Genomic DNA, 13216 nt, shown 5'->3' with positions numbered 1-13216 from the left:
AAGGCCGCAGTGCGGTTTTTCGTTTTCAGGGGTAAACCTGCTTGCCAGCTAGGTACGTTCGCTTGATCCAGCGATCGTCCCATGAAAACAAGAGCTTTGAGAGTGGATCGACAAGCGGGTTGGCGTTGATTGTTGCATGGGGCTCAACAAAGGGATCCAATGGCATGTTGGGTTCGATCACAAACAAATCGGCACGACCGTCTTCGCGGATTCGTCCAACATCGTCCCACTCGAGGGCATCGGCCGCCCCGGCAGTGATGTCGTACAAAGCCTGCGCTGCGGTTGGCACCCCCTTGCCGATGACCGAGGCCGCTTCAATCATCGACCGGGCAACCCTCGCCATGCTCGTTTCGTAGCCCGCTCCGATGTCACTTCCCAAGATCACGTCGACGCCCTGCTGAACCAATCGATGACGATTCATCGTGCCCGAGCCAAGAAACGTGTTTGCAACTGGACAATGAGCGACGCGTGACTGATGCTCGGCGAGCACCCGACAATCGTTGTCATCAAGATGGATGCCATGACCTAGGACCGTTCGAGGTGTCAATAGATTGGTGTCGCGATAGACGTCAACATAACGCTGCCCATCAAACAGCCGCGAAACCTGAGCACATTCGTCTTTCGTTTCGGCCAAGTGGGTCTGCACGATTGCGCCGACGCCATTGGCAAGTGCCCCCGCTCCGGCCAATAGCTCGCGCGAGCAACTGATTGCAAATCGCGGAGTGACCGCTGCAGCCATCGATGCCGATGGTGGGAACCGTTCAAGTGTTCGCGAAGCTTCATCAAGCAGTTGGTTGGGCTCACGACACAAGGTCGCCGGAGCATTCTGGTCCATAAGCACCTGGCCGATCACGCCACGAAATCCCATTTCGTCAGCGACACGTAGCGATTCGATCGTGGATAGGTGGTGGACCGATGCGTAAGCACAGAAACTGGTCGTGCCAACCGACAAACATTGACTCAGTGCTGAGCGGGTCATCTGCCTTGCAAACCGCGGGTCTTCCCATTTCTGCTCGGACGGAAAGGTGACACGATCTAGCCAATCGAGCAGATTCATGCCATGTGCGCCAATCATCGAAAATTGGGGGAGGTGCAGGTGTGCATCGATAAACCCAGGACAGATAATCGCATGGCGATTCGAGATGTCAGCTGTTGACGGCACGACACCCGTAACCACTTCTGCGATTCGGCCGTGTTGGAGCCGAACGAAGCCGCTTTCGAGCACGACCGTTCGACGGCGATCATCCGCCAACAGCAACTGACCAGCGAGGATTGTCATTCTTGAGCTAACCTCCTATTGCAGCCACGCAGCCAATCGTTTTGCTACGGAATCTCGATACGGCTTGGCGAGATACGTGTAGCAATCGACTCCCAACCAAATGGCGTCATGCTGCATCCCGAACCGCCGATGATCGATCGCGTGAATGGCTTCAAACAATCCAGAGGGGCTGCCGGTCCAATCGGGATGTTCCATAAGCAGCTTTCGCAGTACAGCGAGGTCGTGATCATCGCCGAGTAAATCAGACAACTCCTTCAAGCGCATGGCCCGTTTCCTAAACTTCTTTTCGTGAAGGTCTCGCAACAGACGAAGATGGTACCCGTGATACTTGACTCGTTTCCGCCATTCGTGAAAGTTTTCATCGGTCCGCAGTTTGCATGCGGCCGTCATCGCCAACTCACCGCGATGGTACGTGTTGTAGAAGCCCGCTTGAATCGCTTTTGCCCCTTTCTTCTGAAGCTTCCAGTGAGGAACACGTTCGAGAGCAACACGCATCTCAAACACAAATGCATCGATTCGAGGGTCGAGATCGAATCCTTCCTCCGCTACGGTTTCGCGATACTTCGTCAAGTTGTCGGTTACCGAATCAGTGACCGACGCGTTCATTTCACTCCCTCCGTATTCGCGGAAAGCATGCCACGCTTCGAGCATTGCATCGGCGTCTCTCAATCCAGATAGCTTTCTCGAAGCATCACGAAAATGAGCGTTCTCAAGGTCGTAGACATCCCGCATCGAGGGGCGAACCAGGCGAATCAATCCTCGTATCTGCTTACAACGTTTACGAGCTTGATGAATCGCCTCGACACGATCCGAGGCAGGGTCTGACAGATCAGCGATCGCACCCTTGATCTGCTCGGTTGCAATTCGTCGAACGTTCTTGGTTACCGATTCGTTGCATCGGAATCGAAAGGGCATGGAGGATAGCTTTGTGCAATGGCGTACTTAGGAACAACCAGGGGAGAACGTCTGATTGTCGCTAAACGGTCTCAAGAATGCAAAAGAAAACCGGGTAGGCTTTAGCAGTCGAGAAGTGCCACGACTCGCAATCCATCGTACGCCAACGCCACTCCCGTTGGCAGTTCCTTCGATGTTTCCTCATATTCCAAATCATGCGACAGATGGGTAAGGAATGTCTGCTGAGCTCCGACCGAGTGGGCAACCTCAATCGCTTGTTCGAGATTGAAGTGCGTCGGATGAGGCGTTTTCCGCAGGGCTCCCAAGACCAGCGTCTTCACGCCGCGAAGTCGCTCGAGTGACGAAGGAGGAATATGGTTGGTATCAGTACAGTAGGCGAAATCACCGAAACGAAAACCAAGAACATCAAAGTTCGGCCCATGTTTCATCGGAATCGGTGTCACAGGAATCCCTAACACCTCAAATGGATCGTCGTCGATTCTCGAAAACGTCAACTGTGGCACCGATCCCGCGTGTGTCGCTTTCCGTTCGACGAAGGCGTAATCAAACGATTTTCGGATCCGCTCCTCCACTCTCCGTTGGCAGTACAGCGGGACGGGATGCCCCAGCCGAAAGGGAAACAACCGCAGGTCGTCGAGCCCGAACAGATGGTCAGCGTGCTCGTGGGTGAACAATACGGCGTGTATCAACGGAATCCGCTCACGAAGCAGCTGGGTCCGCAAATCGGGCGGCGTGTCAACCAGCAGCCTCTCGGCGCCTCGCCTCAACACGATGGCACACCGCATCCGATGGTTCCGAGGGTTCACGCTCTGACAGACGTCACAGTCGCACCCCAACACCGGCACCCCTACACTGGTTCCCGTCCCCAAAAAGACCACCTCGGCATGATGATTCGGTTGAGACGGATGAGTCATGGATCGATTTGATCAGCCGCTGAGAATTTCTGGTTTGAAAAGGCGCCTGGCGGGGGTGGCACGAACAGTCGCTCCGATCGGAGTCGCTTAAGTGTAGCAACAATCGTCGGGGAGCGTTTCGACAATGCCCTCACATTTCTCGAGACGGCAGAAACTCGGATTAAGCCCCTTGGCTCAAACCGGGTCATTCTGCGATACTCTTGGGCCGCAAAGTGCTGCGGCGAGCTTGCGGGATGCCCCATTTGGCGAGCCCAGTGCTCCAGTCGGGCAGGCAACGAAACAATTAAGAAACGTCAAAAAACGCAGGAAGACTGAATGTTCAAGAATTTTTCTCCATGGCTGCTCGGTATCAACGGCCGCCAAAGCGAGCTGATCGAATTGGCATTGACCTACGGCTTCCGAGGCATGGACGTCGATATGGCTGACATGCTTCGCCGTTCACAGCGAACGAGTTTGGAGGATGCGACGAAGTATTTGCGTGCTGCTGAAATCAAAATTGGTGGTTTTGACCTGGGAATCAACTTGGATGCGGACGACGAGGCATTCACGACTCAAGTGGCTACGCTGCATCCGATGGCCGATATTGCCAAGGAACTTGGGACCCAACGAGCGTACGTGAAGTTGCCGGCAGCAACTGATCGCCTGCCCTACCACGAGTATTTCGAGATCCAGCGAGCTCGCTTAAATCAAGTTGCCGAAGTGCTCGTGCCCCGTGAAATTAAGCTTGGCGTTACGTTCGCGGCAGGAAAAGAGCTTGAAGAGGGCAAGCAGTTTCCTTTTGTCCGCGATGTCGAAGGCTTCAAGGCTCTGGTCACCAGCATTCCGGCGGCAAACGTGGGCTTCATCATCGATACATTCGATTGGGTCGTTGGATCGGGATCAATGGACCAGTTGACGGAAATTCCCGCCGACAAGATCGTAGGATTGCGACTCGGCTCGGTTGCCTCGGATGCCGAAGCGTCCACGGCAAAGACACTCGACCGCGTGTTGCCGGCCAAAGAAGGGCTGTTGAACCATGTTGAAGTGATCAAACACTTGCAATCGATTAGTTACAACGGACCGATGAGCCCGACGGCCTCCTCGTCGCGATACAAAGGCCAGACTCGCGAAAGTACCGTTCAGCAGGCTCAAGAGGCCATTGATTCGATTTCGAAAGACGCGGGCATTCCTGTCGCACCGCTACCAATGGACTTGATCGAAGATATCCCCTACGAGCCGACCCCAGCGACTTAGGGCACTCGGTGGGGGATCCGCAGCCGGGGACGCGTTTTGTTGAGGCAGGTTGAATTCCCGCGCCCCACGCTCAAGACCGCTGCAGAGAACCGAACGACTTGACCACTGCGGCAAGTCGTTCGATGTCTTCCTCGTTGTTGTAGGCATGGACGCTCGCGCGTACCCCGCCGCCTCGACAACTGACCGCAACGTGCTGCTCAAGGCCACGTTCGCGAATCCGTACTGGATCGACACCTTCGACAAAAAAGGTGACGATTCCGCTGCGGTTTGCCTCGGATGTTGCGAGTGTCGTTGTTGCGCCAGCCGCTCGCAATTGGCGATCTAACAAGCCTGCCAGCCCAACGACCCGTTGTTCAATTGCAGCGGGGCCATGATGCTCTGCCACCGTCAGAAAGATCTCCATGCTGGCGGCCAGCCCCGTCAAACCGACCATGTTGGCTGAGCCCGATTCGTAACGCGCCGCTTCATTCCGCAGTTCCATTTTGGGTTCGGTATAGTTGTGTGCGTTCTTGACCGACCCCCAGCCGATATTCCCAAGCCGCAATTTACTTAAATGCTCCGTTCGGATCATCGCAACCCCGGCGCCCTCGGGCCCGAGTAGCCATTTGTGGCCGTCGGCGGCGAGAAAATCGACCGGGACGCGCTGAAGGTCCAACGGGTACATCCCTAAACCTTGAATCGCGTCCAGGAAAACGAGGACCCCCCGCCGATGAGCTTGTTCGACTAATTCGGCAACATCCAGCCGAAAACCGCTAGCGTATCCCACCCAACTGGCGGCGATCATGCGCGTCGAACCATCCACCGCATCGATCAAGTCGCTGACATGGACCTCCTGAGACCGCCCGTTGTCGGAAATTCGTCTTGGGACGACTCGCAGTTCGACGCCTTTGACTCGCTGATTCATCCAAGGGAACAAGTTGCTTGGAAATTCTCCCTCAGGGATCACCACATTATCGCCGGGTTGCCACGGCCAGCCCTCCGCGACGTAGTTGATGCCGGTTGACGTGTTGGGGATCAAGCAGACTTCACGATCGAGACAGCCGATCATTTTTGCCGTGCTTTTCCGTAGTTGCTCGTTCCGAGCGGCCCACTGCGGCCACACCGTGTCGCCAACCTGAGCCGCTTGTTCGGCGAATTTCGCGATCGCGGACGCTGCTGGTTGGCTAAGGGGTGCTACGGCCGCATGGTCAAAATACGCCCACGGGTCGGTTACCGGCATCAGCCCCCGCCACCAGGTCCAAGGAGCCGTTTCGACGCCGCTTTGCCAATTTTTCACTTTTTCAACAACCTATGGGGTACGTTTACGAGGACAACGAAATAGACTGTGGGACTTCGTCCTCATTCTCGTTCTAACCTGCACAGCCCCCATTGTTGTTCGCAAAACGTCCATTTTGCTATGGGGCACAGGTCTGGGGGATTAGGCAAAGAGCAACTATACTCTGAGGCACCCACGCTAGTTTTACTACTTTGATTACCACCCCCTGTCTCCTATTGCGAGGTTTTCGATGCCCAAGGCTCTCTGCTTGATCAGCCTTGTTGCGTCGATCCTGATCCTGGTTTTGTTTCTCGCTGACGCTGCGATGGGACTTCTCGGGATGCAGGACATCGCTCCGCTGCGCTCTGCCAGTTTGCTGATGGATATCACCTTTGTGGTCATCGGAGCGATCATGGTATGGTTGAGTTGGAGCACTTACCGCGAGCAGCGTTAAGAACCTGTCCGAAACGGGGTCTGAGCGTATCGGTAGCGATTCGATTGGAAAACAGCGAGTTTTTGAGCAATCGAAACGTCGGTCGACAAAGGGTCAGACCCCTTTTCGGATAGGTTCTAAGGCTTCTTTCTTGCTCCGTCTGCAAACTCGTGAAAGACAGGGTCTTCACGGAGGCTTGCGGACATTCCGTCGTGTTGTCTCGGTTCGACATGATGTTGCCGCAATTCAACATCGCCCAGCGTTTTAATCGTTACTTGGCGATCAATGTCTGTCGGTAAGCCCTTGGCAATAAACAACTTAGGTCTATTTCGGCAAGGTAGGTCCCAAATCCTTCCCAAGCAGGAACGACAAGTGCATTGGATGGAATCGTTACTCTTTTCCACCCTTTTGGAACCTGTTTCATGCATTGCGTCCTGCTTGCCGATTTGGCCGCCCTTGTTTCCCAGCACGCCGATGCGATTTCGCTAGGCGACGACCAGGAAATGGCGGATTCGGTCACCCACTATTGGACCAGCACTCGGAGCCGGTTGGAACTCTGGCATCAGGTGATCGCGCGTTACCGCCGTGCCGAGTCAGTTGGGGACAGCATCACGATGAGTCAATGGTGGAATCTGCACATGACGGTTCTCGAGGAGATCCTCGTAAGCGAAACACTTTGCCGGGTCATTGCGGCCGTCGGCAAAGCTCTCGACGAAAAAAACGGTCGGGATGATGTCGCGCCGATCACCGAAACCGTCTTTCAGTCCCACCTTGAAGTTCGCGCCAGGGTCCATCATTTGATGCTATTTGGCCGCGGCAGCACCGTCCGCAACGCCGTCCGGTTGAATCGATTACGGAAGGGGGTCGAGCGTTGGACCGACGCATTGCTTGGCCGAATGATACCTCGTTGCAGCACCGCTGCGCGTTACACCATCGATACCAACCGCGCCAACGCCTATGCCGAAGAATGCAGCGGTTGGGAGCCTCTGCCGGAACGGGAAACGGCATGCTGGCTATTCAACATCGCCATGCACGACATGTTGATGCGACGAACGACCAACCGCCCGGCGCTACCAAGGTCAAACCAGCGGGTTGCCGATAGCGTTTTGAGAATGTTCCCGCGAGTTGGATTTGACAGTCTTGGAACGATGAAATCGCACTGGCTACGTCAGCTCGAAAGGGGCACCAAAACGTCCGAACATCAACCGTCCAAGCCGATTTTGGAAACGAAACATCATCCCATCGACGCCACTCGGGTATCGGGCGAAAGCAAACCCAGCTCACAGCGCTGGTACATCTAAAGCACTCGTTTTCGCAAGTTGCAACGAGGGGAATGCGGCGACCAAGCGTTCAAGACGAGAGGCGATTTTCGTGCCGGTCAATCACCAACGTCACCCCACTGCTCCGCAACAAACCGTTGTTGGTGCCGATAGCGGGCTTTGTAATTCAGATGACGATTCTCGGCGACAAACATCCCCAGATAAACGAAGGGGCGATCGGTTTCGTTCGCCCATTGGATTTGCTTCAAAACCGCGTAGGTCCCCAGGCTATAGACGCTTTCCTCCGGTCGAAAGTGCGTGTAGACCGCCGAGGTGCTCTCACGGCCAACGTCGACAATCGACAAGGCGACAAGTTTTTCTCCACGGTAGATCGCCAGTTCGCGAGTGTCGCAACAGGTGTTACAGAGAAATGCTCGATAGCCATCCTGGTCGACGGGTTCGTCGAAGCCCCCCAAGCTTCTCACCTGGCGATGGTCATTGAACATTTCAACTCGATTCGAGTCGACACTTGGGTGGCCCCAGCGACAATTGAGGTCCCGGTCGCCGCGTTTAAGAACACGGCGTAGCGACCGGGTCCATTCAAATTCGGCCACTTTGACGCGAGTCGGCTGACACTCACGACATTCGGGGCACTCCGTTCGATACACGAAATCGCCGCTGCGGCGAAAACCCATCGCAAGCATTTTGTCCATGATTTCTGGCGTGACATTGCCAATTGGCAACCTCAGCGGCATTCTCGCGACGACACCCTCGCGATAGGGACAAGGCTGCGTTTGGTCCTGAATGACGACCAAGCGACACTCGTCGTTTGGCAATCGAAACTCAGTCGGCCGACTCATGGCAATCCACAGACGCTACGCAGGAAAACAGATACGTCACTATCCTAACGTCGGCCGGCATCACCGTCGCGATGCAAATCTCTGCTCAGCAACCGAAACTCAGTCCCACCACCATTGACCACTGCCTAGTTGCGTGGGCCCGGCTTCGCTTTTCGCTTTGACGACCATGCCATCGGTGTCCCGAGTCACATGCTCGTCTTGAAGTGCCATCGTGGGATGGATGTGAACACCACCTCCCAGTGGCGTCATCAACGTAGTGCCTCGCCAAATCGCGTTGACCGCCGATTCCACTTGTTCAGGAGCGGTATAGGTTTCGACAGCCACCCTCGATTCATCCGAGAACACGGGCATCGACCAGTCCGATTGACCGTAGAAATCTTGCTCTTGGATATAAGCCGCTACGACCGCGACATCGATCAATTGACCTAGTTCCGCATAGACGCGAACCTGTTTGGCGATCGCTGGAAACGCCCGTGTGAAATCGTTACAGAACGCTTCGCTGGCGTGATTGGGTCGCCCAACGGCTCGCGTCCGCACACCATCGATGACTCGCTCGTTTTCCCCCACCAACTCAACGCCACGGTCATTGATTTTCATCGCCAAGCCATCCTCGCTTACCGAAATGGCGTCGTAATTCGGTTGGAAATACCACCGTGTCAACGCGTTCGCGGCAACCGTGCCCGGATTGGCCCGATCAACATAACTGCGAACACGGACCGGCAATTGCTCGAGTCCAATACCTACCATTTTCATTCGATAGTCGGCTTCGACCAAAACGCGAGCGAAGTGAGTCGAGTTGGGGATTCCTCGAAACGTAACCGTCTGCAACCCAAGATTGTTCTTCAACCCCATCGCGACCGCCTGAGCATCATTCGGTCGTACCCGCCCAGCAATCGACGTCAAAAACTGCTGCATCCGCTGCAAACCTTCGCTCGTCGGATCAATCGAAACACTGATCAGAGAGGTCGGTTTCGAATTTGGAGCGTATGCACGCATCGCAGTGACCAAGTCCTCGAGCAATACCGTTGGTTGGCCCGTCCGCAATCCGACAAACCGATCAGTTGGGTCCGCAACGAAACCTTCCGCTGGCCCCGCGATCACGATGTCTTTCGTGTCGGGGTAGTAAAAGACGTAGTCGATTGAGGTCAGCCCCGCGAGCGCTTTCATGTCCTCGGTGATTGTGCCGCCCGATTCAAGTTGACGAGCCAATTCGGCTTCAAGCCGTTGGAGCGACACTTTGCGAAGCGGACTCGGTTGCATCACCTCGCTGTTCACTCGCATGCGAGCCTCAGCCAATCGTTGCTGGGCCAACCGAGGGTCAAATTGGCGAACCCGCAGAATCCCCGTCGCATCCACGTCCACCCCAGCAATCGGTTGCCCGAAAATTTGTGCGGAAGCGGTGCGGACCGTACAGGTCATCGCAACGAAAAGAGACAGCAGGAGAAGGAAACGAGTCGTTTTTTTCATCTGTCGGCCAGTTGAGCGTCTTTGGCGAAAGTGGATCGTAGCGCAGCGTCACCGCAGCTTTCCCTTGACAATAATCGCAGCCGGAGCATTCATCAACAAATGAAACCTGTATATCCAGGAAAGAAGGGCGGTTTAGGACGGAATTGCCGGTTGATGCAGTCGTCAGGACCCAGCAGCAAGGGGGCGGCAGCGTTTCGAGTGGCGAAGATGCCGCCCGGAAAGGTCCGAGCAGGACGTGGGGTGGCAGCCCAGCCAACTTGACCGCCTGGGAAAGGAGCCTCCCGAGAAGGAGAGGTTCCAGGCTATTTTCGGCCAAGAGAGCCAAGAGATAGGTTTAAATCATGGCATCCCTTGCTGTGAAGGGTTGGATCCACGAAAATCACCCAAGAACGCCTAGCGGCCGGGGCGGACCGTGGGAATTCATGCTATCGAACGTGCCCTCTTAATCGGAACCGGTACGCTCGATTTGTTTGTTACAACGTGAAAAGTCGAACTGAAACCAATTGCCAATCTGGACTCGCCGAATCACGATGCGTCATTCGGTTCTCTTTTTGCTTTCCCTCTTGCCACGGTTCCCGTTCTTTTTCAAGAACTCAACATCATGAACGATCTTGCTATTGTCGGCCTCGGTTACGTTGGACTGCCCCTTGGGCTTCAATTCGCCAACAAGGATTGCCAAGTTCTCGGACTGGACATTGATCCAGAAAAGGTGGATGCCATCAATGCGGGAAAATCCTACATCCACCACATTTCGTCCGAATCGATTGCGAAACAGGTTGATTCGGGGCGGTTTAAGGCAAGCACCGACTTTTCGCTCATCGCCGAAGCGGCGGCCGTAGTCATTTGCGTGCCAAGCCCGTTAAACAAGAATCGTGAACCAGACATTTCGTACATTCTGATGACCGGTGAAGCGATTGCGCCGCACTTGCAACCGGGCATGTTGGTCGTGCTCGAATCGACAACCTACCCCGGCACAACCGATGAAGATCTGCGTCAGGTGTTGGAAAAAGGCTCGGGACTTACTGCTGGCGAAGACTTCCATTTGGCGTTTTCGCCCGAACGCGAAGATCCAGGCAACCCCGACAGCAAGGTCGCGATCATTCCGAAAGTCGTCGGTGGGCTGACCCCGTCGTGTTTAAAGAAAGCAACCGAACTCTATTCACGAGCGGTCCAGCAAGTGGTGCCGGTATCAAGCTGCCGTGCGGCGGAGGCCACCAAGTTGCTCGAAAACATCTTTCGCAGCATCAACATTGCCCTCGTCAATGAGCTAAAAGTTGTTTACGAAGCGATGGGGATTGATGTTTGGGAAGTGATCGAAGCAGCAAAAACCAAACCCTTCGGGTACATGCCATTTTATCCCGGCCCGGGACTCGGCGGGCATTGTATCCCGATTGACCCGTTTTACCTGACTTGGAAAGCTCGCGAATACGGCCAAGCCACTCGGTTTATCGAACTGGCGGGCGAGATCAACACGTCCATGCCCCAGCATGTCGTTCGCAAGGTTGCCGACGCACTCAATCTCGACAAAAAGCCGATCAATGGCAGCAAAATCTTGCTTGTCGGATTGGCCTACAAAGCGAACGTCGATGACGATCGCGAATCGCCAGGCTACTTGCTGCTGGAAATGCTAAAGGAAGCCGGTGCGGACGTCGCCTTCTATGATCCGTACATCCCTGTGATTCGACCGACCCGCGAGCACGCTCATTGGGCAGGAACTCAGTCAATTGGCTTTGACAAGAAAACGATCGCAAGCTTTGATGCGGCGATCATTGCGACCGCGCACGCCAATGTCAACTACAAACAACTCGCCGACTGGTCGCATTTGATCATTGACACTCGCAATGCCATGTCGGGTATCGAAACGAAGACCAAAGTGGTCAAAGCCTAAACCCCTCCGTTGTGACTGTCACTCGACTTCGTAAACGAACGAAATGGGTGCATCGATGCTAGGATGCAGACTTTGGTGCACCGGGCATTTTCGTGCAGCGGCTTCCAATCGTTCACGCATCTGTAGATCGTCGACGCGTGCGGCAGGAATTGTCACGATCGATTCGAGTCGTCCGATACGGCGAACGGGTTGGGCGACCATTTCCTTGGTGACGCTCACTGTCGATCCCGACAAATCAATTTGGTGACGTTCTGCCACCAGTGCAAGGATCGTCAACAAACAGCTTCCAAGGGCGGTCGCGACTAAATCGGTGGGTGAAAAGTCGGATCCTCTGCCACCGTTGTCAACCGGCGCATCGGTCGTCAAGACACGCTGGCTTGGACCGTGGGTGGATTGGACACGAAGTTCGCCGAGATAAACCGATTGAATGGCAACGGACATTTTTCTAGCTTCTCAGGTTATAGGTTTGCTTTGGATCGTCGGCGATATTGACCAGGCGTCATGTCGGTTTCTCGCCGGAAGACCACATGCATGTACTCGGGGTGATCGAAGCCGCAGAGCGACGCGATTTGATCCATGGGCAGATCGGTTTCCGTAAGCAAATTGCGAGCTCGCTTGATTTGAACGTGCCGGATCTCTTGCTGGGGCGAACGGCCAAGCAGCTTTCGCAATTGCCGTTCCAAAGTACTGCGAGACAACCCGCAATGTTTCATGACGTCTTGTACCGTAATGTCACTGCAAGCATGTTCGCGAATGTACGAAAGCGCTGCCGCAATCGATGGATCGTCAATGGCCATCACATCGGTCGATTGACGGGTTTCCACACCGAGGGGCGGCACCGTGTTGACCATGCTTTCAGCTTTGCCGCCCGACATCAGTTGCGTCAGCAGCGTAGCGGCACGAAAACCGATTTCCTCGGGGTCGACACGAACACTCGATAAGGGGGGGTCCGATAATTGGCCGAGTAGTGGATCGTTGTCGACGCCGATCACCGCGACCTCCTCGGGAATCGAAAAATCGGCTCGTGCACACGCGTCGAGTACATGTTGTCCACGACCGTCGTTACAACAAAAGACCCCAACCGGCTTGGGCAACTTTTTCAACCACTGCACCAGCGCCGTTTGCTCGTCTTCCCAAGACCGCGAATCATCGCCGTACCAGGTTGATCGATAGACCGCGCAGTCTTTGACCTTGGGTTTTGCCTTGACGGTCTCGATAAAGGCCTCCTCGCGACGACTCGACCATCCCTCGTTATCGAATCCACAGAACGCAAAATTGCGAAAACCGCGACTCAGCAAATGATCGGCAGCCATCCGGCCTACCATTTTGTCGTTGGACCGAATCAAGGGAAAACCAAAGTCTTCACCTCGGTCGGTCAACTCAACAACGGCAACCCCAGACGCTTTCGCCGCTGCAGCGAGTTCCGCCGTCGTTTGCCGAGAAATGATCCCGTGCCCTTTCCAATCCAGCAACCAAGCGGGCGGCTTCCGAGCCAGATCTCGCTGCTCTAGAAACACCGACCAGTTGTGATGCGTCTTCAAAAAACGAATGATGCCTTCAAGCAGGTCACGACCGTAACTGCTTGAGGTCTCGATCATCAGGACAACACGATATTTCTGAAGCATGATTTTTGTTTTCGAACACCGGGTAAACCGAACCTCGCGGTCCAAAAGTATCGCGATTTCGCTACAATAGCGATAGCCTCAACTCGAT

Annotated in this window: 12 protein-coding genes; 4 read left to right on the top strand and 8 right to left on the bottom strand. The window is 54.9% G+C overall.

What is annotated here, in order from left to right:
• Positions 1–25: 25 nt before the first annotated feature.
• From Poly41_RS24285 to Poly41_RS24275, 3 genes are all read right to left on the bottom strand, one after another.
• Positions 26–1279, bottom strand: coding sequence for an amidohydrolase family protein (locus Poly41_RS24285; protein ID WP_146529763.1), 1254 nt, complete (start codon positions 1277–1279; stop codon positions 26–28).
• Positions 1280–1294: 15 nt separating this feature from the next.
• Entirely contained in the window at positions 1295–2194 is a 900-nt protein-coding gene (locus tag Poly41_RS24280) for a CHAD domain-containing protein (RefSeq protein WP_146529761.1), read from the bottom strand.
• A 101-nt stretch (positions 2195–2295) separates the two neighbouring features.
• Entirely contained in the window at positions 2296–3108 is an 813-nt protein-coding gene (locus Poly41_RS24275; RefSeq protein ID WP_146529759.1) for an MBL fold metallo-hydrolase, read from the bottom strand.
• A 315-nt stretch (positions 3109–3423) separates the two neighbouring features.
• Here Poly41_RS24275 and Poly41_RS24270 point away from each other — a divergent pair, with 315 nt between their 5' ends.
• Positions 3424–4341 (top strand): TIM barrel protein, encoded by a 918-nt coding sequence (locus tag Poly41_RS24270; RefSeq protein ID WP_146529757.1) that lies wholly within the window; start codon positions 3424–3426, stop codon positions 4339–4341.
• A 70-nt stretch (positions 4342–4411) separates the two neighbouring features.
• On the opposite strand, the gene Poly41_RS24265 is transcribed toward Poly41_RS24270, so the two are convergent.
• The gene (locus tag Poly41_RS24265; RefSeq protein WP_231615890.1) at positions 4412–5617 is read right to left on the bottom strand and encodes an aminotransferase class V-fold PLP-dependent enzyme; all 1206 of its coding nucleotides are present in this window, start codon (positions 5615–5617) and stop codon (positions 4412–4414) included.
• Between the two features lie 229 nt (positions 5618–5846).
• On the opposite strand from Poly41_RS24265, the gene Poly41_RS24260 reads away from it, so the two are divergent.
• Positions 5847–6050, top strand: coding sequence for a hypothetical protein (locus Poly41_RS24260; protein WP_146529755.1), 204 nt, complete (start codon positions 5847–5849; stop codon positions 6048–6050).
• A gap of 401 nt (positions 6051–6451) precedes the next feature.
• Positions 6452–7330 carry a hypothetical protein gene (locus Poly41_RS24255; RefSeq protein WP_146529754.1) on the top strand — a complete coding sequence of 293 codons (879 nt, stop codon included), beginning with the start codon at positions 6452–6454 and terminating at the stop codon, positions 7328–7330.
• A 77-nt stretch (positions 7331–7407) separates the two neighbouring features.
• Here the strand turns inward: Poly41_RS24255 and Poly41_RS24250 are convergent, their stop codons facing one another.
• The gene (locus Poly41_RS24250) at positions 7408–8148 is read right to left on the bottom strand and encodes an arginyltransferase (RefSeq protein WP_146529752.1); all 741 of its coding nucleotides are present in this window, start codon (positions 8146–8148) and stop codon (positions 7408–7410) included.
• Positions 8149–8247: 99 nt separating this feature from the next.
• Positions 8248–9567 (bottom strand): DUF1598 domain-containing protein, encoded by a 1320-nt coding sequence (locus Poly41_RS24245; RefSeq protein WP_390621478.1) that lies wholly within the window; start codon positions 9565–9567, stop codon positions 8248–8250.
• Between the two features lie 649 nt (positions 9568–10216).
• Between Poly41_RS24245 and Poly41_RS24240 the strand changes: the two genes are divergently transcribed.
• Positions 10217–11503 (top strand): nucleotide sugar dehydrogenase, encoded by a 1287-nt coding sequence (locus Poly41_RS24240; RefSeq protein WP_146529748.1) that lies wholly within the window; start codon positions 10217–10219, stop codon positions 11501–11503.
• An 18-nt stretch (positions 11504–11521) separates the two neighbouring features.
• On the opposite strand, the gene Poly41_RS24235 is transcribed toward Poly41_RS24240, so the two are convergent.
• Together Poly41_RS24235 and Poly41_RS24230 are read right to left on the bottom strand one after the other, a co-directional pair.
• A complete protein-coding gene (locus Poly41_RS24235; protein ID WP_146529746.1) occupies positions 11522–11944 on the bottom strand; it encodes an OsmC family protein in 423 nt (140 codons plus the stop codon).
• 17 nt (positions 11945–11961) lie between these two features.
• Positions 11962–13128, bottom strand: a complete 1167-nt coding sequence (locus tag Poly41_RS24230; protein ID WP_231615889.1) for an AraC family transcriptional regulator — start codon at positions 13126–13128, stop codon at positions 11962–11964.
• Positions 13129–13216 lie beyond the last annotated feature (88 nt).

Source organism: Novipirellula artificiosorum (genome assembly GCF_007860135.1).
Taxonomy (GTDB): domain Bacteria; phylum Planctomycetota; class Planctomycetia; order Pirellulales; family Pirellulaceae; genus Novipirellula_A; species Novipirellula_A artificiosorum.
The sequence above is the reverse complement of the archived record's forward strand: the minus strand, read 5'-3'. Positions and strand labels throughout refer to the sequence as shown.

What these genes read in the sequence shown, in the direction of transcription:
- Poly41_RS24285 (WP_146529763.1), bottom strand. Translation starts at nt 1,279, where the DNA reads ATGACAATCCTCGCTGGTCAGTTGCTGTTGGCGGATGATCGCCGTCGA.
- Poly41_RS24280 (WP_146529761.1), bottom strand. Translation starts at nt 2,194, where the DNA reads ATGCCCTTTCGATTCCGATGCAACGAATCGGTAACCAAGAACGTTCGA.
- Poly41_RS24275 (WP_146529759.1), bottom strand. Translation starts at nt 3,108, where the DNA reads ATGACTCATCCGTCTCAACCGAATCATCATGCCGAGGTGGTCTTTTTG.
- Poly41_RS24270 (WP_146529757.1), top strand. Translation starts at nt 3,424, where the DNA reads ATGTTCAAGAATTTTTCTCCATGGCTGCTCGGTATCAACGGCCGCCAA.
- Poly41_RS24260 (WP_146529755.1), top strand. Translation starts at nt 5,847, where the DNA reads ATGCCCAAGGCTCTCTGCTTGATCAGCCTTGTTGCGTCGATCCTGATC.
- Poly41_RS24255 (WP_146529754.1), top strand. Translation starts at nt 6,452, where the DNA reads ATGCATTGCGTCCTGCTTGCCGATTTGGCCGCCCTTGTTTCCCAGCAC.
- Poly41_RS24250 (WP_146529752.1), bottom strand. Translation starts at nt 8,148, where the DNA reads ATGAGTCGGCCGACTGAGTTTCGATTGCCAAACGACGAGTGTCGCTTG.
- Poly41_RS24245 (WP_390621478.1), bottom strand. Translation starts at nt 9,567, where the DNA reads ATGACCTGTACGGTCCGCACCGCTTCCGCACAAATTTTCGGGCAACCG.
- Poly41_RS24240 (WP_146529748.1), top strand. Translation starts at nt 10,217, where the DNA reads ATGAACGATCTTGCTATTGTCGGCCTCGGTTACGTTGGACTGCCCCTT.
- Poly41_RS24235 (WP_146529746.1), bottom strand. Translation starts at nt 11,944, where the DNA reads ATGTCCGTTGCCATTCAATCGGTTTATCTCGGCGAACTTCGTGTCCAA.
- Poly41_RS24230 (WP_231615889.1), bottom strand. Translation starts at nt 13,128, where the DNA reads ATGCTTCAGAAATATCGTGTTGTCCTGATGATCGAGACCTCAAGCAGT.